The organism is Vibrio natriegens NBRC 15636 = ATCC 14048 = DSM 759 (assembly GCF_035621455.1).
Taxonomy (GTDB): domain Bacteria; phylum Pseudomonadota; class Gammaproteobacteria; order Enterobacterales; family Vibrionaceae; genus Vibrio; species Vibrio natriegens.
Genome location: NZ_CP141822.1, coordinates 2,409,821 through 2,428,529 on the forward strand (window position 1 = coordinate 2,409,821; position 18,709 = coordinate 2,428,529).

At 45.2% G+C, this 18,709-nt stretch carries 14 protein-coding genes; 10 read left to right on the forward strand and 4 right to left on the reverse strand.

Going from position 1 to position 18,709, the window contains the following annotated elements; all coding sequences use genetic code 11:
* Window positions 1-23: 23 nt before the first annotated feature.
* Window positions 24-1,847, forward strand: coding sequence for a DUF3413 domain-containing protein (locus VER99_RS10920; protein WP_020334313.1), 1,824 nt, complete (start codon window positions 24-26; stop codon window positions 1,845-1,847).
* Between the two features lie 75 nt (window positions 1,848-1,922).
* Here VER99_RS10920 and VER99_RS10925 read toward each other — a convergent pair whose 3' ends face one another.
* Entirely contained in the window at window positions 1,923-2,897 is a 975-nt protein-coding gene (locus VER99_RS10925; protein ID WP_020334314.1) for a TDT family transporter, read from the reverse strand.
* A gap of 109 nt (window positions 2,898-3,006) precedes the next feature.
* Here VER99_RS10925 and VER99_RS10930 point away from each other — a divergent pair, with 109 nt between their 5' ends.
* The 4 genes from VER99_RS10930 (at window position 3,007) to dapD (ending at window position 7,914) form a co-directional block, all read left to right on the forward strand.
* Window positions 3,007-3,912: a LysR substrate-binding domain-containing protein gene (locus tag VER99_RS10930; RefSeq protein WP_014232819.1), complete on the forward strand. Its 906-nt coding sequence runs from the start codon at window positions 3,007-3,009 to the stop codon at window positions 3,910-3,912.
* Between the two features lie 128 nt (window positions 3,913-4,040).
* Window positions 4,041-4,337: a YebG family protein gene (locus tag VER99_RS10935; RefSeq protein WP_014232820.1), complete on the forward strand. Its 297-nt coding sequence runs from the start codon at window positions 4,041-4,043 to the stop codon at window positions 4,335-4,337.
* A 328-nt stretch (window positions 4,338-4,665) separates the two neighbouring features.
* Complete coding sequence (locus tag VER99_RS10940; RefSeq protein WP_024373065.1) at window positions 4,666-6,420, forward strand: hypothetical protein; 1,755 nt, start codon at window positions 4,666-4,668, stop codon at window positions 6,418-6,420.
* Window positions 6,421-6,882: 462 nt separating this feature from the next.
* Window positions 6,883-7,914, forward strand: a complete 1,032-nt coding sequence (dapD, locus tag VER99_RS10945; RefSeq protein ID WP_014232822.1) for a 2,3,4,5-tetrahydropyridine-2,6-dicarboxylate N-succinyltransferase — start codon at window positions 6,883-6,885, stop codon at window positions 7,912-7,914.
* 79 nt (window positions 7,915-7,993) lie between these two features.
* On the opposite strand, the gene glpQ is transcribed toward dapD, so the two are convergent.
* Window positions 7,994-9,049 carry a glycerophosphodiester phosphodiesterase gene (gene glpQ, locus VER99_RS10950; protein ID WP_020334316.1) on the reverse strand — a complete coding sequence of 352 codons (1,056 nt, stop codon included), beginning with the start codon at window positions 9,047-9,049 and terminating at the stop codon, window positions 7,994-7,996.
* 56 nt (window positions 9,050-9,105) lie between these two features.
* Complete coding sequence (gene glpT, locus VER99_RS10955) at window positions 9,106-10,470, reverse strand: glycerol-3-phosphate transporter (RefSeq protein WP_020334317.1); 1,365 nt, start codon at window positions 10,468-10,470, stop codon at window positions 9,106-9,108.
* A 749-nt stretch (window positions 10,471-11,219) separates the two neighbouring features.
* On the opposite strand from glpT, the gene VER99_RS10960 reads away from it, so the two are divergent.
* The 5 genes from VER99_RS10960 to VER99_RS10980 all read left to right on the forward strand — a co-directional run bounded on the left by VER99_RS10960 (window position 11,220) and on the right by VER99_RS10980 (window position 17,447).
* Entirely contained in the window at window positions 11,220-12,071 is an 852-nt protein-coding gene (locus VER99_RS10960; protein ID WP_020334318.1) for an MIP/aquaporin family protein, read from the forward strand.
* A gap of 59 nt (window positions 12,072-12,130) precedes the next feature.
* A complete protein-coding gene (glpK, locus tag VER99_RS10965) occupies window positions 12,131-13,648 on the forward strand; it encodes a glycerol kinase GlpK (protein ID WP_014232826.1) in 1,518 nt (505 codons plus the stop codon).
* A gap of 179 nt (window positions 13,649-13,827) precedes the next feature.
* Window positions 13,828-14,622 (forward strand): DeoR/GlpR family transcriptional regulator, encoded by a 795-nt coding sequence (locus tag VER99_RS10970; RefSeq protein ID WP_014232827.1) that lies wholly within the window; start codon window positions 13,828-13,830, stop codon window positions 14,620-14,622.
* 175 nt (window positions 14,623-14,797) lie between these two features.
* A complete protein-coding gene (gene glpD / locus VER99_RS10975) occupies window positions 14,798-16,357 on the forward strand; it encodes a glycerol-3-phosphate dehydrogenase (protein WP_020334320.1) in 1,560 nt (519 codons plus the stop codon).
* Between the two features lie 142 nt (window positions 16,358-16,499).
* Window positions 16,500-17,447 (forward strand): CorA family divalent cation transporter, encoded by a 948-nt coding sequence (locus VER99_RS10980; protein ID WP_014232829.1) that lies wholly within the window; start codon window positions 16,500-16,502, stop codon window positions 17,445-17,447.
* Between the two features lie 56 nt (window positions 17,448-17,503).
* Here VER99_RS10980 and VER99_RS10985 read toward each other — a convergent pair whose 3' ends face one another.
* Window positions 17,504-18,688 (reverse strand): NnrS family protein, encoded by a 1,185-nt coding sequence (locus VER99_RS10985; protein ID WP_024373068.1) that lies wholly within the window; start codon window positions 18,686-18,688, stop codon window positions 17,504-17,506.
* Between the last annotated feature and the right edge of the window lie 21 nt (window positions 18,689-18,709).

Below are 18,709 nucleotides of genomic sequence, written 5' to 3' on the forward strand. Positions count from 1 at the left end.
TATAATTTATAAATATGAAAAGTATGATTCGCAAACCGTCGTCCAACAGCGCTTGGCTGATTGCTTTTTTTGCTTGCTTTGCAGTGTATCTGTCTATCACTTGCTATCCGTTTGTGTTGTCTAGCAATCAGAATGAACCGCTAACCTTATTGCAAGGTTATTACTTAGCTTCCACTCAATTTGGGTGGCTAGGTTTGGTTGTTCTTCCATTTATGTTGTTGAGTTTATTGCTCTCTTTTCTACCGACTCGTTTGTTCAAAGGCATCGTTATCGCTATCTCTATCTGCCTTCTGATCATATTCAAAGTCGATATCCTTGTTTTTCAACAATATAAATTCCACATCAATGCTCTATTAATCCGCATGTTTTTTGAGGGTGGTAGCGATGTGTTTGATATTTCCTGGATGAGCTGGCTCATTTTCGGCAGTGAAGTCACCGTTCTAGTACTAGGACTTGCATGCACCGTTTGGCTGAGTAATAAGCTCGCAGAAAGCCGAGCAAAGTTCTTGTTGATCAGTGTGTGGTTTGCCATGTTGCTTAGCACACAAATGATCCATGCGTACAAAAACGCACTTTACGATGATGAAGTCAGTCAGTATTCGAACAACTGGCCGCTTTACTATCCGCTTACTGCTCGTAAATTTATCTACAAACACAACCTTGTTGATGAAAGTATCGCGTCGAAGAACCGGGTGGAATTATCCAACGTTGAAAGTAGCTCTCTAAACTATCCGCTTGAGCCTGTTCAAGTACAAAGTAAAACGACACTCCCAAACGTTTTGTTTATTTTGGTGGATGCTTGGCGCTACAGTGATGCAACTCCTGAAGTCATGCCAAATGTCAGTGAGTTCGCTAAACAAACTTTGAATTTTACTCAACATATGAGCGGTGGTAACTCGACTCAAGCTGGCATCTTTAGCCTATTTTATAGTTTACCTGCCACCTATTGGGAAAGCTTTTACGCGAGCCAACGCTCCCCACTATTTATGGATACACTGCAACAAGAAGGCTACCGCATGGGTATTTTTGGCTCTGCGCCATTGACCAGCCCACCGCTTTCTCGCACGGTATTCAAAAAAGTACCCGACTTAACCCTGAAACAGACAGGTGAAACGGCAGTAGAACGAGATCAACAGATCACGGATAAGTTCATCGAGTTCCAAAAGCAGGACAGTGAACAGCCATACTTTGGCTTTCTGTTCTATGATTCTGCCCACGGCACATTGTTCCCAGAACCTGAGTTCGCTAAATTCAAACCGTACTGGGAACGCGTCGATCACATTCTTTTAAACAACGATTTTGATGCTTCGCTTTATCACAACCGCTACAAAAACTCGTTGTATTACATTGATAATTTGATTGGTGAAGTACTGAAGATCGTCGATTTAGACAACACTATCGTGGTGCTTTCTTCTGACCATGGCGAGGAGTTTAACGATCACAAGATGAACTACTGGGGCCATACGGGGAACTACAGTGACGTTCAGGTGCATGTTCCTCTTTACGTATCCATACCCAATCATCAACCTGAGAAAATTGATTACCGTACTACGCATTTTGACGTCGTTCCAACCATGATGAATATGCTGTTTGATGTTCAGGGTAAAACAAGCGCCTACAGCGTGGGCCACAACTTACTGGATAACTCTGCCCCTCGTGATTGGTACATCGCGGGCAGTTACTATAACTATGCTTTGATCGGAAAAGATTTGATTCTGGTGGTAAACCCAGGCGGTCATTCTCAGCAACTGGACAACCAGTTAAACGTCGAAAAAGAACACCATATTCCGGTTAATATTATTCGTCATTTTCTCGACGAGATGTCGCGTTTTTATAAAAAAGGCTGAGTCCGTATTCGATCCCCCTTAAAAGTAAAAAGCCTCTAGGCGGTAACACCAAGAGGCTTTTTCATATCTTACTAGTTAGGCGTGATGCGCTTGTATTAAGCGAGGTTGAATCAACAAGTTGTTGATGTATTGTAATGCCACATAAGAGACAACAAATGTCGCAACAATCAGTTCAAGACCCGCTAAGCCTCGCACTTGTTGAACATAATCCGATGCTAAACCTTGTGCCTCCATCCAGTTCGCCATTTTAAACAGTGCTGTCGCACCTATCACCATTGGGAAAGTGAACGCTGCATAGCCTGGACTAAATGGCAGTCTGAGTAATTTAAAGAATGCTAGGTAGATGATCGCTGTCATCAATACCGCGATACCAAATAGCATAGCGATGATCACTGGCGATGGCGTCGCAGTGACGGTTAGGTAACCCGCCAAAGACAGGCTCGCTGGCGCAGCCATGATTGCCATCGTTGGTTTCGCTGCATCTGGAATTTCATGGGTAAACATGAAACGGTAAATCATCATCGGTAACATGATCGCATACGCTACCATGCCAAACATCAACGCGCCTTGAGCCACTGGTGCTAAAACCGGATTACCCGAGAACGACACATCTGCAACGATGATGCCTACAGGTGGTACAAACCAGCTTGGAACCATGTGGTGCAATTCAAACTCTTTTGCTCGATGGTAAACAAAACTCACTAAAAACACGATGTGAAGAACAACCGCGACCAGCCAGAGTGCGTCGCCCGCAAGCGGTAACCACTGACCTAATGAGTTAGAAACCACCATCGTTCCCATTGCAAATGTTGGTACAACGCTCCCCACGACTGGGTGCGCAAGGTCCTGCCTTAACAATTGATGATGTAGAATGAATTTAATCGCCAAAATGGTCAGCAATACACTGGCAATGCCTGCACTCACCCACTGTCCATAGCCATGTAATTCAGCGAAGTTTTCCCAACTCCAACCCAAACTCGCAATACCAAGTGCTAACCCCGCCATCGGAGTCGGTGCGTCGATTAGTTTTGCTTTTGTTTTCTGAATCATCACAACCTCTATCAGAGCCAGTCTCGATGTGGCTAATAATACGCTTGCACTTCGTTCCAAACTATCTAATTATTTAGAACATACGTTCAGGTTTACTAAACATAATTCTATGGCAAGTCATATTTCTCTTAAACAGCTCAAGGTATTTACCACCATCACTCAGCACAAAACGCTGACGGCCGCCTCTGAGAGCCTCTTCCTTTCTAAAGCGGCGGTAAGTATGGCGCTGTCTGAACTGGAAAAGCAGATCGGTCATCATCTGTTTGATCGGGTCAATAACCGATTGATTCTCAATCAAGAAGGGCAAAAGTTGCTGCCCTTAGCGGATGAGTTATTAAACCGTGCTAAAGATATTGAGAGCATTTTTGAAGGTGATCACGCCCTAACCGGGCAACTACGAATTGGAGCGAGTGATACCATCGGCAATCAAGTCGCTCCTTTTCTCTTAAGCGCATTTCGCCAGCACACCAACCACCGTTCTCAAAGCCTGTTTATCTCAAACTCGGCGCAAATATGTGACAAATTAACTGACTACGAGCTGGATATCGCCCTGATCGAAGGCAAAACACTGCACCCCGAGCTTCAGTCGTCACAATTTAGTGAAGATGAGATGTGCGTGATCTGCTCGCCAGAGTATCCCGCAGCGCACGAGGGAATGATGAATCTGGCAGAGCTGGAAAACAGCGAATGGATATTGCGCGAGGCAGGTTCTGGGTCACGTGAGTTCTTTTTGCGTGTCATCGCACCTCGTCTAGAGCACTGGCACGAGGCATTTCAGCTCAATACCACTGAAGCACTGATCAACTCCGTATCTGCAGGTTTAGGGCTTGGCTGTTTGTCACGTTTATCAGCCGATCCGGCAATTCGCGAAGGCCGCGTAAAGGTTCTTGAAATGCCGCTGGATATGAAACGTCGATTCTGGCTATTAGTGCACAAAGAAAAATATCAAAGTCCCCTGCTAAAAACCTTTATCGAGTTTTGCCAGAGTTGGCAGTCTCCCGTAAATAATAAATAGTTCAATAGCTGGTCAGTTAGCTCTACTCGCTTCGCATTCTTAACTCACCAGGCTTTACTGCTCTAGACTTAGCTGGTTAAAAACTGTATAAAAAGCCAGTATCAATTCACCAAATTAGGGGACTAACCATGGCTGTAATAGTCAAGTACGTGGTAGAACGCAATGGAGAAGAGAAAATGACTTTTACCTCTAAAGCGGAAGCTGACGCATATGACAAAATGCTGGATATGGCGGACGAGCTATTCTCTCTGCTAGGTAAGAGTGAACTTCTTGAAGAGGAAGATAAGCAGGAAGATCTTGCCATGTTCCTTGCGCAAAACAAAGAAGAAGTGCTTTATGCTTTAGGTGCAAAACGTAGACCTGCACCAAAGAAAGCGAAGAAGCTTGAAGCTGTCGAAGAAGACAAAAACGAAGACGCCGCATAAGATTGCCAAGCTTTTCAAAAAACGCTGCATATTGTGGCGTTTTTTTATGCCTTCTGATCACAGATAAAATATTTAAACAAGATCTCACTTGCTCTAAATTAAAATATTCAATACGCATTTAGTTTAGTAAAAACACCCACCTAAAACTTCTTTCCTAGGCTGAAATCATCCCTTTTAGTTGAGTAGCTGCCCTCCAAAATCGTGACATCCTGCCCATTAATTGATATGACTCGAAATTCGCACCCACAACCTCCAATGGCGATAAGTAATTGTTGTTGCTAATTAATTAGCGATACAAAATATCGGCACTTTTCAGAGAGGTGAAATTATGTACAAATTTAGTTCTTTGGTTATTACGTTATTTTTGGTCGGCTGCGGAGGTGGTGGCGGTGGTAGTGATAGCAGCGGTAATATTCGCGTGTTCAGCCCACAACCGACGGTCGATATTGTCGGTCATACGATGTTGCCATTAACCGCACATATCGCATTTGATTCAAAAGGAGTGACCGCACAACAGATCCATGTGGGTGTTGCTTCAGAAAGTCCTCTGGTGAAAAACGCTGAGATTGTGTTTACTTCTGAAACCGGCGGGATACTAAAGATTGACTTAGAGCCTGGCTACAAAGCAGGCAATGGCACAACCCAACATCAGATTTCTATGCTGGCCTGCTTTGATGAGTATTGTAATGAGCATGTTCCTGGCTCACCAATTAACGCAACGATTAACTACAGTGTCGAACTTAACGAACAGGCGATCCTGTTAGAGGATGAAACGATCCACTACCACGCGGCAACCAACGCTCTCGTAGATAATAATCTCAAGCAGCGCACCATCCGTCTTCGCGGTAACCATGGCGATCAGCTCAAGCTATCACGTTCAGACGGTGAAGTGCGGGTCAACCAGCTATCTCTGACACCAAAATCTTATGATGAATACGCTGCTTTAATTGACTTAAAGTTGCCACATAACCTCGCTGTTGGCGATTATAGTGGCGATTTAGAACTCAATGTATGTTACGACGAGCAATGTGACTACCCTGTAGCAGGTAGCCCACTTCAGGTGCCAATGGACTTTGTGATTGAAGCACCAACACAAGCCTTAAGTAACGCGCTAGCGGTAAACGAACGCTTGAAGTTCGGGTATGAAGTGTTACAAGCGGCTTACGTTCCAGGCTTAAATCTGTTAGTAATGACTTCAAAATCACCAGCTAGTCAGCTGCATGTATATGATTTAGCAACGGGAAAGACACACAGCTTTAGCCTTTCTAACCAGCCTGTTTCTCTAACTGTTGATACTCTTGCCAAGCAAGGTCGCGTTGTTGTCGCGACGGAATATCAAGCTGAAGTATTTGATTTTAATTCCGCAGATTTAGCGACGCCAACCCGCCAACAGATCTCGACGAGTTATAATTCTCCAAGCATTGCTGTGCGTCGTGATGATCTATTCGCTGCGGGTTCAAACCTAGAAGTGATCGATATTTCCACGAAAAGTAGTGAGATCTCTGAAGGAGTCTATTGGTATTCCCCCGATATTAAACTGGGTAGTAACGGGGACGTATTGTTAGGCTTAGAGGCCAATCTTTCGCCACAAAGTTTTACTGGCGTATTCGTTGAGTCAGGGCAATGGAACTTGCAGAACACCGAAGATGAGTATCATGGAGACCATTCACATGGAGGGATATTCTGGTTTGATAAAGCAGGTGAATACTATATCGACGGCAACGGCAACTACTATACGCTAAAAGATGGCACTCACTTAGATCTGAAGTGGGCTGGTCAACTTCCGTTATCTGAATTGAGTGACACGTACAAGCCATCCATCACTGCGTTTATTGATACAGGCAGTGAGTATGTAATTGCTGAAGGTGAGCAAAGTCGCCAGCTCCGTGTGATTGACAAAGCGAGCAACACGGTAATTGAGACTTTTGCTGCAACTAATCGTGAAGGTTCATGGGGGGCAGATGAAGAGCATATTCAGTTTGCCTTTGTCGCTGATGGCGGAGAAATCTACATGATTAAATCACTGAATGACTACACGACTAGTTGGGAATATGCACAACCTGAACTGGTCAGGGTTAAGTAATTCCCATCTTCTGGATGGATAATATCCGAGTAACTTGTTAGTTCACAAAGCCAAGTCTTTTTGACTTGGCTTGTTTCATTTCAGAGCCTTGGACTTCTTATTGTTCAAGCGAGATGTTGAGTTTAGGTCACATTTCTCATCAGACAGACATATCTCTTAAAAGACAAAAGGTATCCATCTACGGACTTTCTGTATTTCACCTCTTTAAACTCCCCAACAGTGTCTTTATGATGACTATCAACTGATACCAATCGTAGTAAATAACTGGTCGTTCTAGCTTGTTAAAATGCGTGATAACTGCGTTAAAAATTTTGATTGTAGAGTAACTACTTATCAAAAAACTTTTGCCTTGTACTCAAACATTTTTCAAGCGCTATCTCTGAACCCTTATTTACTGTGATTGGCATAATTAATTTCTTGTCAGCGAACGACGAGACCAGACTCAACAGACGGAGATCAACTATGGCTTTCTTTTCTCTAGCCTTTGGTACGGCAACTAAAAACCGTGACGGTAAAATCATCGAAGCGTTTTTTCCTAACCCAGTTCTTAACCCAAGCGACGAGCTAGTAAACGCGCTAGCGGCGGTAGCGGGATACGAGCAAGGCAACCAAGCTATCGAGATCTCTGCAGCACAAAGCGCAGAACTTGCAGCAGCTTTCGAAGCAAACGGCGATGCTGCAAACGCATCTTTCGCAACTAAAGCAGCAGAATCTGCACAACCACTTGTTTTGGTGATCCTAGCTTCTGACGAGCAGCCACAATCTGTTGCTGAAGGTTTCCTAAAGCTACAACTTATCTCTAACCGTCTGGTTAAGCCACACGGCACCGTTCTGGATGGCATCTTCGGTCTGCTACACAACATCGCTTGGACAAACGAAGGCCCAATCGACCTGCCTGAACTGGCAGATCGTCAAATCGAAGCTCGTCTGGCTGGCCGCACGCTAAGCGTAGACTGTGTCGACAAGTTCCCTAAAATGGTCGACTACGTGGTACCAACTGGTATTCGTATCGCTGATACATCTCGTGTACGTCTTGGCGCACACGTGGGCGAAGGTACAACAGTTATGCACGAAGGTTTCATCAACTTCAACGCAGGTACAACAGGCGTGAGCATGGTTGAAGGCCGTATTTCTGCTGGTGTTGTGGTTGGTAACGGTTCAGATATCGGTGGTGGTGCTTCTATCATGGGTACACTATCAGGTGGCGGTACTGTGGTTGTTTCTATCGGTGAAAACTCACTACTAGGCGCGAATGCAGGTCTTGGCTTCCCACTAGGCGACCGTTGTACTCTTGAGTCAGGCCTGTACGTAACTGCTGGTACTAAAGTTCGTATGCTGGATAAAGAAGGTAACGAAGTAGAAATCGTTAAAGCTCGCGACCTTGCTGGCGTCTCTGACCTGCTATTCCGTCGTAACTCTCAAACAGGTCAGGTTGAGTGTCTTGCGAACAAGAGCGCAGTTGAACTGAACAGCGAACTACACTCAAACAACTAATTTTTTTGAATTAGAATAAAAAAATCCCCCAGCTGGAAACGGTTGGGGGATTTTTGTTTCTGTTACTTTGCGATATCCGTTACTTATTCAAGAAACTTACCGCTTTGTCTGGGAAATCTGTAAACAAACCATCGACTTTCACCTGATTGTAGAAGACATCCATCATGCCTTCGAAGCTATCAGTGTAAGCAGGAATACGACCCGGATCGGCACGGAAAGTATAAGGATGCACCTGTAAACCGGCATCTTTTGCTGCTTTCATCAGTGGTTTGATAATGATGTTATTTTGGGTTGATTTATCATCCACCAGCATCGGTTTCCAAGGGCCAATCCCCTCTGCATAACTGGCGACTTTCTTCATACCACCCGCCTCGAACATCCAATCGTAGTCATATGGTGTTGCAGTATCGCCCTTGTAGACCATAGTTTCATTCCAGTCGGTGTAAGCCATCAACTGAACAAGCTTTAGATCCATCCCCATTTCTGGCATCAACTCGCTGTTGATACGTTGAAGTTCGTTGGCGTCAAAACACTGCAGATACACGTTGTCGTCTTGCGAATCATAGCCATACTGTTTCAATACTTTCAGAACCGCTTTTGAAATGTCTTTCCCTTCATGGCGGTGGAACCAAGGTGCTTTGATTTCCGGGTAGATACCGATGTCGTAACCCAAAGTTTTGTTTAGCCCATGAATTAACTCGATTTCTTCAGCAAACGTAGGGACAGTAAAATCAGATTTCCACATTGGGAATCGAGTTGGATACCCTGCAACCTTATTACCGTTGTCATCGATATTGAACCCTTCTGTCACTCGCAACGATTTTATTTCTGCCAGAGTAAAGTCAATCGCGTAGTAACGGCCATCTTTACGTGCGCGATCGGGAAAACGCTCAGCAACATCGGTAACTCGGTCTAGGTAATGGTCATGCAATACCACCAACTGATCATCTTTGGTCATCACGACATCTTGTTCGATGTAATCTGGTTTCATGGCATAAGCAAGCGCTTTGGCTTCTAACGTATGCTCTGGTAGATAACCGGAGGCGCCTCGGTGAGCAATCACTAGTGGTTTGGCAATCGCTCCAGCCGATAAGCTCAGAGCTAAGAATGTTAGACATACTGACGTTGTTTTCATTGATATTTCCTTGATAAAGCGAAGAGGCAGTATTCCACTGCCTCTTTAAATAAATATTACGCTACTGCTTCCTTTTCGCGCGCTTTCTGATCGTGATGTGCTCGTTCGCCTAAAAATGCATAGGTCAAACACACAATAGAAGTGATACATGAGCCGATTAGGATGATAAAACCTCCATCCCAACCAAAGTGGTCAACCGTGTAACCAAGAATGGCGTTTGCTGCCACGGCACCACCTAAGTAACCGAACAATCCTGTCAGACCCGCCGCTGTACCTGCTGCTTTCTTCGGCGCTAATTCAAGAGCGTATAAACCAATCAACATGACAGGGCCATAAATCAAGAAGCCAATCGCGATCAGCGCCAGCATGTCTACCGTCGGATTGCCTGCTGGATTGAACCAGTAAACCAAAACCGCAACAGTCACAAGAGCCATAAACAGAATACCCGCAGGAGCACGACGACCTTTGAATATCTTGTCAGAAATCCAACCACACAATAGCGTGCCAGGGATACCCGCCCACTCATACAGGAAGTAAGCCCACGACGATTTGTCTACCGAGAAATCCTTCGCTTCTTTTAGGTATACCGGTGCCCAGTCCAGCACGCCGTAGCGAATTAAGTAGACAAACGCGTTGGCAATCGCGATCGACCACAACAGCTTGTTGTTGAACACATACTTGAAGAAAATTTCCTTCGCCGTCATTTCCTGTTCGTGAGATTTATCGTAATCATCTGGGTAATCATCTTTGTACTCTTCAATCGAAGGAAGACCACAAGATTGAGGAGTATCTCGAACCGTCATCCAGATAAAGACCGCGACCAACGTGGCAAAAAAAGCAGGAACGTAAAATGCGGTACGCCAGTCGTCGTTAAAAGCCCAAAGACCAAGGATGAATAGTGGACCGATCAAACCGCCACCCACGTTATGGGCAACGTTCCAAACCGAAACAATCTCACCACGCTCTTTACGTGACCACCAGTGAACCATGGTTCGTCCACAAGCTGGCCATCCCATACCTTGGAACCAGCCGTTTAAAAACAGCAGAATAAACATCGCGGTTACACTGCCCGTCGCCCAAGGCATAAAGCCAAAGCAGAACATGACAAGCGCAGACATTAACAAGCCGCCACTGAGGAAGTAACGCGGGTTAGAACGGTCAGAAACACTGCCCATCAGGAACTTAGACAGTCCATATGCGATAGATACGGCCGCAAGCGCAACCCCGAGATCACCACGGCTAAAGCCCTGTTCAATTAGGTACGGCATCGCCAAACTAAAGTTTTTTCGGACCAGATAATAGCCCGCATAGCCGACAAAAATACCAATGAAAAGTTGCCAACGTAGACGAGAGTAGGTGCTATCAATACTGTCCGGGGATAGACGATCGATGTGCGCCTTAGGTTTGAATATTCCAAACATAGGAACCTCATTATTTATAATGCGATGGTAAGAAACCCAAAAACAAAAACGAAACAAAACAAACATTCGTTCGAAACTCATCGCATTGTATGAAGTTAAAACTCTATTTCTGTGACAAATGTTGCATAAGAATTAAATTGTAATAAATACAGTTAATTAGAATTCATTAGTTAGAACTTCCTTCAACTTTACGCATATTTCGTTAATGTTGTGGATGTTTGCAAAAGAGCATTCTCTCACCAAATCGCGAAATTAATCCGACGAACACAAAGTGACTAACGTGATAAGCACGTTCCCAATGGCGCAGCATAAATTAGACGCGACTTTAAACAAAACTGGGCTTCTGCGAGCACGTATCCCGATCTAAAACGGGAATGTCGCTTACTCCCCCCCTTTAATAGAGCCCGTATAACTCCTTATAAGATCTAACTATTTAGGGTTACTTATTATGCTAAACCAGTGCAACAAATCACCTTTCACGCAGCAGCCTCACAAAACTCCTCTTACCAGTTTCCTATTCCTGTACGCATCGGTAACATGAATGAAGCATCACACCTTAAACTTCAAAAAATGATGATCGGTAAGTTTCTTTTATGATTAAAAGATGCGCTATTTAACAAAAATTAAGAGTTTGATTAACATTTTTATGCTCAAACGCTCAAATTCAACGCTCGTTTGTTTTCGAAAGATTATTTATATGCACAATACTACCGTGCTAGATAAGCAAAATTAACTAAAGGACTCTTACCATGACAACCAACAAACACCCTTCTCTGTTCGGAGAATGTTTGGCCGAATTTATCGGTACAGGATTACTTATATTCTTCGGCGTTGGCTGCGTCGCAGCCCTAGTGTTAACTGGCGCATCTTTTGGACAGTGGGAAATCAGCATAGTATGGGGCTTAGGTGTGACCATCGCTATTTACTGTACAGCCGGCGTTTCAGGTGCTCACATTAACCCAGCGGTGACCATTGCTCTTGCCATGTTCCATGGCTTCGATAAAGCAAAAGTGTTGCCATACATCATCGCTCAATTACTTGGCGCGTTTTGTTCCGCAGCTTTGGTCTACAGCTTGTACGCCAACCTCTTTACTGATTATGAAATCGCACACAATTTCGTTCGTAGTAGCCAAGAGGCCTTAGCAACAGCGGGAATTTTCTCTACCTACCCAAATGCTTCTCTTTCTTTCATGGGAGCTTTTGCTGTCGAATTCGTTATTACTGCGGTATTAATGTTTGCGATTCTTGCGCTGGGTGATGAAAGCAACGGTGCGTCTCGCGGCGCAATGAACCCACTATTGATTGGTATTCTTATTGCTGTTATTGGTGGTTCACTTGGTCCACTAACCGGCTTTGCGATGAACCCAGCTCGTGACTTTGGACCAAAACTGTTCGCCTACTTTGCTGGCTGGGATTATGCGCTGACTGGCGCGAAAGATATCCCTTACTTTATTGTCCCAATTCTCGCCCCAATCGCAGGTGCATGCTTTGGTGGTTGGCTATATCCAAAAGCGATTGCAGCTTATCTTCCAAAGCAAGGCCACGGCTGTACGATCCCGAATCAGTGTGACACAGAAGAAACAGAACAAGCTCGCGCTTAAAACCGACATAACCCGAACATTTACTAAAATATAAATAACGAAATAAAAGGATTCTTACCATGACTGAGCAAAAATACATTGTTGCCCTAGACCAAGGTACGACAAGCTCTCGCGCAGTAATTCTTGATCACGACGCGAATATCGTCAGCGTCGCTCAGCGCGAATTTACTCAGATTTATCCGCAAGCAGGTTGGGTTGAGCACGATCCAATGGAAATCTGGGCAACACAAAGTTCAACCTTAGTTGAAGCTTTAGCTAAGTCAGGCATCCGCAGCGATCAATTAGCGGCTATTGGCATCACAAACCAACGTGAAACAACGATCGTCTGGAACAAAGAAACAGGTAAACCGGTTTACAACGCTATCGTCTGGCAATGTCGACGCACCGCAGAAATTTGCGAAGACTTAAAACGCCGCGGCTTAGAAGACTACGTACGTGACAACACAGGCTTAGTGCTTGACCCTTACTTCTCTGGCACCAAAGTGAAGTGGATTCTTGATAACGTCGAAGGTGCCCGCGAAGATGCCGAAGCAGGAAAACTGTTATTTGGTACGGTTGATACCTGGCTGGTGTGGAAAATGACACAAGGCCGTGTGCACGTAACGGATTACACCAACGCTTCACGTACGATGCTATTTAATATCAATGACCTATGTTGGGACCAAAAGCTGTTGGATGAGTTGGGTATTCCTGCGTCAATGATGCCTGAAGTAAAACGTTCATCTGAAATCTATGGCAAAACCAACATTGGTGGTAAAGGTGGTACGCGTATTCCTATTGCGGGTATTGCTGGTGACCAACAAGCTGCGCTATACGGCCAGATGTGTGTTGAAGCAGGTCAGGCAAAGAACACCTACGGTACAGGTTGCTTCTTGTTGATGAATACTGGTCAGGAAAAAGTGACGTCTACACACGGCCTGCTGACAACACTGGCATGTGGCCCGAAAGGTGAACCGGCATACGCACTAGAAGGCGCGGTGTTCATGGGTGGTGCGTCTATTCAGTGGCTGCGTGACGAGCTTAAGATTCTTAATGGCGCAGAAGACTCTGAATACTTCGCAACAAAAGTAGACACATCCAATGGTGTGTACGTCGTGCCAGCCTTTACTGGCCTTGGCGCACCATACTGGGATGCGTACGCACGAGGAACCATTGTTGGCTTAACTCGAGGCGTTAACTCAAACCATATTATTCGTGCGACTTTGGAAGGTATCGCTTACCAAACCCGTGACGTATTGGATGCAATGCAAGCCGACTCTGGAATCCAGTTGGCTAACCTAAGAGTTGACGGCGGCGCAGTAGCAAACAACTTCTTGATGCAATTCCAGTCTGACGTACTAAATACGCAAGTACTTCGCCCTGAAGTCACTGAAGTAACCGCTCTGGGTGCAGCTTATCTGGCAGGCTTAGCGGTAGGATATTGGGATAGCCTCGATGAACTGCAAGGTAAAGCGGTAATTGATCGTACATTTGAGCCTCATGATGATGAAGAGAAGCGTAATCGTCGCTACAAAGGCTGGAAGCGTGCAGTGAAATGTGCTCAAACTTGGTCAGAACTTCACGACGAAGACGATTAATCCCCTACCAACACCAACAAAGAGCGCCATTCGAGCGCTCTTTTTGCGTCTTATCCCCGATTCCTTGATCGCTTTACTTCTCACAACGCGCAAATTCGAGCACAATATCTCCAAATTACTCAATATATTTCGAATGTTAAGCATTGGGAGCTAGCTACCCGTGCACAATGGAGTCCTAAGTGAAGCAAATACCTAGACACCAGCAGATTGTCGAGTTGGTGAAAAAACAAGGCTATGTCAGCACGGATGAGTTGGTTGAACGATTCAATGTCAGCCCACAAACCATCCGACGCGATCTCAATGAGCTCGCCGACGATAATAGAATTCGTCGCTATCACGGTGGTGCCACCATCCCTCTCAGCTCGGAAAATACCTCTTACAACACGCGTAAAGCACTTAACTTCAACGAAAAAGATGTGATTGCAGAAGAGGTGGTCAAACACATACCTGATGGCGCGACGCTCTTTATCGATATCGGAACGACGCCGGAAGCCGTTGCACGTGCACTCAATAAAAACCACAAACAACTTCGAGTGGTCACTAACAACATCAATGTTGCGACCATTCTTTACCCTAACCCAGAAATCAAAGTGATACTGGCTGGCGGCGAAGTTCGTAACCGCGATGGTGGTATTGTCGGTGAAGCCACTCTGGACTTCGTAAAACAATTCCGCCTCGATTTCGGTATTCTCGGAATCAGTGGTATTGATTTCGATGGTTCACTGCTGGACTTCGATTACCATGAAGTACGAGTAAAACAGGTTATCATCGATAACAGTCGCAGCGTATTTCTGGCCGTAGACCACACTAAGTTTGGCCGCAATGCGATGGTGAAACTGGGCAATATCGCTCAGTTAAACATGATATTTACCAATAAGCAGCCACCTGAAGAAATTCTGTCTATTTTAAAAGAAGCCTCCATCCCTCTTGAAGTTGTCGACGCAAACGGGGCGACAGACGAAGAAAATAAATAATTCGCTCAAACTTGAACCTTTAAATGACCTCTGCCTTACTTAGACAGAGGTTTTTTTGTGCCCAAATCACACAAAACGCTCAAAAACGAAAATAACAGATGACCACAAACGAAACCTAAGATAGGATTAAGTCATGTTCTAAAATGCTCGTTCGCTCACCAAAGAGGTCAAATTTATGAGTATACAAAAAAATGCTTCCACAACTGACTCATCCACTCCTTTAGACTTGATCATTATCGGTGGCGGCATTAACGGGGCTGGTATCGCTGCTGATGCTGCAGGCCGTGGATTAAGTGTTGGTTTGTATGAAGCTAACGACTTTGCATCTGCAACCTCTTCAGCAAGCTCCAAACTTATTCATGGTGGATTACGCTACCTTGAACACTACGAGTTTCGTTTAGTTTCGGAAGCGCTCGCAGAACGTGAAGTAATCCTTCGCAAAGCACCTCATGTTGCGTTACCTATGCGTTTCCGTTTACCTCATCGTCCATTTTTACGTCCAGCGTGGATGATCCGCTGTGGTTTGTTCCTTTACGATAACTTAGGTAAACGCACTACGCTCCCAGGCAGCAAGACCGTTAATCTGGCAAAGTCTGGCTTGTTAAAACCGGAGATAAAAACCGGTTTTGAATACTCCGACTGCTGGGTAGATGATGCTCGCTTAGTTCTACTTAACGTTCTCGCAGCACGTGAAAACCATGCAGAAGTTCGTAACTACTGCCGAGTAGAAAAAGCGCATCGCGAAAGCGGCATCTGGCATGTCACAATTCACGACACAATGACAGATCAACGTTTTGAACGTAAAGCGAAAGCACTGGTTAACGCTGCGGGACCGTGGGTAAAACAGTTCTTTGATGAAGGATTAGAGCAAGCTTCTCCACGTAATATTCGTTTGATTAAAGGTTCGCACATTGTTGTTCCTCGTATCCACAACGAACCTCAGGCTTATATTCTGCAAAACAAAGATAACCGCATCGTGTTTATGATCCCGTACTTAGATAAGTTCTCGATCGTCGGTACCACAGATGTCGAATACAAAGGCGACCCACGAGAAGTTGCGATCTCTGATGACGAAGTCGATTATCTGATCGACATTGTTAACCAGCACTTCGTCCACCAGCTATCGCGCGAAGATGTGGTGTGGACATACAGCGGTGTGCGCCCACTGTGCGATGATGAGTCAGACTCGCCACAGGCGATCACGCGAGACTACACGCTAGAGCTAGATGCAGAATTCGATCAAGCTCCATTACTTTCGGTTTTCGGCGGTAAACTAACGACTTACCGAAAACTGGGTGAAGCGGCGATGAAAAAGCTGGCGCCATTCCTGCCACAAATGGGCGGTAACTGGACAGCAAACCAAGCTCTGCCGGGCGGTAACTTCAGCTGTAGTCGCGAACAACTGGCGAAACAGATCCACGCCAAGTACGCCTGGGCACCAAAAGCGCTTATTCTACGTTACGTCACTCAGTTTGGAACACAAACGTGGGAGCTAATGAAGGGAGCGACAAGTGAAGCCGATTTAGGCCAAGCCTTCTCTACACAAGCCGGTGGCGTATATCAGCGTGAAATTGACTACTTGATGAACCATGAAATGGCCCTGACTGACGAAGACATTTTATGGCGTCGTACCAAGATCGGGCTCTACATGAGCGACGAAGAAAAGCTATCTCTTGCAGAATACTTAAAAGAAAAGTTACAACAGAAAGTCGTGAACCTCTCACAAGTGGGCTAATGACTCCAATCCCGTGACCAAGCCTGCTTCGTGCAGGCTTTGTTGTTTTAGCGCTTTCGGAAATTTTTCGTAGACTTTTCGCTAAAAATGCAATCATACTCATTCAATAGACTGCAAGTAATCTCATGATAAGGAAAAGAATATGGGGTTTATGATTGAGCATTGGGATTTTTCAACGCCAATAGCAACTCAAGAAGCAACGACATCACAAGAAATCAAAGCGAAACATTGGTACCACTGCGAAAGACTTCATCCAGATATTCGTGGCTGGCTGGAGCACAATCAAGTGCCTAAAGCGACCGTTGATCATTTACTCGCCGATGAAAGTCGCCCCTCTTTTCACCCTCTGGACGATGAAAACTTCATGTTGATTCTGCGTGGCATCAATATGAATGAGAATGCGTCTCCAGAAGATATGCTTAGTATTCGGATTTTATATTTCCAAGGTGCGTTGATTTCAACACGGAAAATCCCTTCGCGTGCGATTATGGAAATCCGCCAGGCCTTGGCTGAACAGAAGGGACCAAAGAGTTTGGCAAGCCTGCTTAATCAAATCATCGAAGGCTTAAACGGGAAGATTGATCTTTATCTGGATACGATTGAAGAAACTCTTAATCATTTCGACGTGAACGATGAGTCCACCTATAAGCATATCTCCGCTCAAAAGGCGCTTATTTCTATCAAACGCTTTATACGTCCGCAGCAATATGCGATCCGTGATTTGCTTGAATCAAGCTCTGATCTGGTGGTTTCCAGACCACATCAGTATCGATTCGCGCACAACAACATTACGCGCATTAACGAAACCATCGACTTTTATCTGGGCGAAGTGGCATTATTCCAGGAAGAGATTAAGCACAATCGCGATGAAAAAACCAATAAAAACAGTTATCTGTTTACACTGGTTGCCACTATTTTCTTACCGACCAGTTTTTTAACTGGGCTACTGGGTATTAATATCGGCGGCATGCCTGGCGTGGACTCTGCAACTGCCTTCACTTGGTTCTGCGTAGCATTAATTATTATATTTGCTCTGGAGTGGCTGCTGTTAAAACGCTTTGGGTTAACTAACAAAAGCGACGACGAGTAGTTTCGCGAAGAAACAATAAAGAGGAGATGCCCTCTCCTCTTTTTTACGCTGTAGCTTTATCCTGGATGACCGTCGGCACGCGGAGTAACCAGCATAAAACCAAATCGCCATACAAACATGCCAAATGCGAATATCCACAATCCGCCGCTGATATCTATCCACAACATCATTCTGGCAGGGTCGAAAATCACAGCAAAACTACGAACCACAGCTGCGGCAATAACGGCAGCGAAGGCGATACTCATATTGGGTCCTTTGTAAATCATACGCCCCGTATGCCCCATGGTGACACGCGAAATCATCGCTAATATCAAACCGCCTAAGGCACCTATCGCGAATAAGTGAATCAGGTTATGACTTGCAAATGCATCCCCCCAAGCTCCGCGCAAAAGTAAACTCAATGGTAAACACAAATACGCCGCGTGCAGCGACCAAACCAGTGGCTCACTTAAGGTTAGCCATGGCTTCCAACGTAAGAAGCGAACCAACTGAGCAATGCCTGCAAACACCATTAAAGGTTGACCAAGTTGAGAAAAAGTTACAGGGAAGAAGCTTAAGATAAACAACATCACCAAAGGAAGGTTTGCCAGCCAATCAAGCCATACCAACGGTTGCGCTTTTTCGAAGTTAAAACGGCGGGCAGTAAAGAACGGAATGACCCGTGCACCCATTACCGACAATAACAAGGTAAACCACCACAGCATAGCGTGCCAAACCGCTGAAGAGGAAAATGGTGGCATGCCCTTCACCGTCGCGTAGCTGGCAAAGTTAGCAAAGATCGCCAATAAGAACAGCGGGACAAAAAACAGATTTCGCCACCCTTTAGAGCGGTATACTCGGATCCCTACTTCATAAGCGACAAACAATAAAAATAACGCTTCGATAGTACTCGTTAACCACAAAGGGATTGGCGTCCAGAGTAAAATTCTGGGCGCAAGCCACAAGGCAAAAATAGCCAACAGTGTGTAATGTTTGGTGCCATTTATTCCCGTCCAGTTTTGTACCGCAGTTAACACAAAGCCAGCGACGATCGCCATTGAAAAACCAAATAACATTTCATGCACATGCCACCAAAGAGCAGGAACGCGCAGTGCACTGGGCTGTCCGGTCTGGAACATCCACACCCACATCGCTATAGCGACGATGGCATAGATAGCGCCAAATAGGAAAAACGGTCGAAACCCTAAACGCAGCCATGCAGGGATTTTTTCTTCCACTTTTTTATCGGTGATATTCAGCATTTTTTGGCCCTCAAGCTTGTT

Excerpts from the sequence above, each read along its gene's own strand:
- VER99_RS10920 (WP_020334313.1), top strand. The coding sequence starts at position 24 with ATGATTCGCAAACCGTCGTCCAACAGCGCTTGGCTGATTGCTTTTTTT.
- VER99_RS10925 (WP_020334314.1), bottom strand. The coding sequence starts at position 2,897 with ATGATTCAGAAAACAAAAGCAAAACTAATCGACGCACCGACTCCGATG.
- VER99_RS10930 (WP_014232819.1), top strand. The coding sequence starts at position 3,007 with ATGGCAAGTCATATTTCTCTTAAACAGCTCAAGGTATTTACCACCATC.
- VER99_RS10935 (WP_014232820.1), top strand. The coding sequence starts at position 4,041 with ATGGCTGTAATAGTCAAGTACGTGGTAGAACGCAATGGAGAAGAGAAA.
- VER99_RS10940 (WP_024373065.1), top strand. The coding sequence starts at position 4,666 with ATGTACAAATTTAGTTCTTTGGTTATTACGTTATTTTTGGTCGGCTGC.
- dapD (WP_014232822.1), top strand. The coding sequence starts at position 6,883 with ATGGCTTTCTTTTCTCTAGCCTTTGGTACGGCAACTAAAAACCGTGAC.
- glpQ (WP_020334316.1), bottom strand. The coding sequence starts at position 9,049 with ATGAAAACAACGTCAGTATGTCTAACATTCTTAGCTCTGAGCTTATCG.
- glpT (WP_020334317.1), bottom strand. The coding sequence starts at position 10,470 with ATGTTTGGAATATTCAAACCTAAGGCGCACATCGATCGTCTATCCCCG.
- VER99_RS10960 (WP_020334318.1), top strand. The coding sequence starts at position 11,220 with ATGACAACCAACAAACACCCTTCTCTGTTCGGAGAATGTTTGGCCGAA.
- glpK (WP_014232826.1), top strand. The coding sequence starts at position 12,131 with ATGACTGAGCAAAAATACATTGTTGCCCTAGACCAAGGTACGACAAGC.
- glpD (WP_020334320.1), top strand. The coding sequence starts at position 14,798 with ATGAGTATACAAAAAAATGCTTCCACAACTGACTCATCCACTCCTTTA.
- VER99_RS10980 (WP_014232829.1), top strand. The coding sequence starts at position 16,500 with ATGGGGTTTATGATTGAGCATTGGGATTTTTCAACGCCAATAGCAACT.
- VER99_RS10985 (WP_024373068.1), bottom strand. The coding sequence starts at position 18,688 with ATGCTGAATATCACCGATAAAAAAGTGGAAGAAAAAATCCCTGCATGG.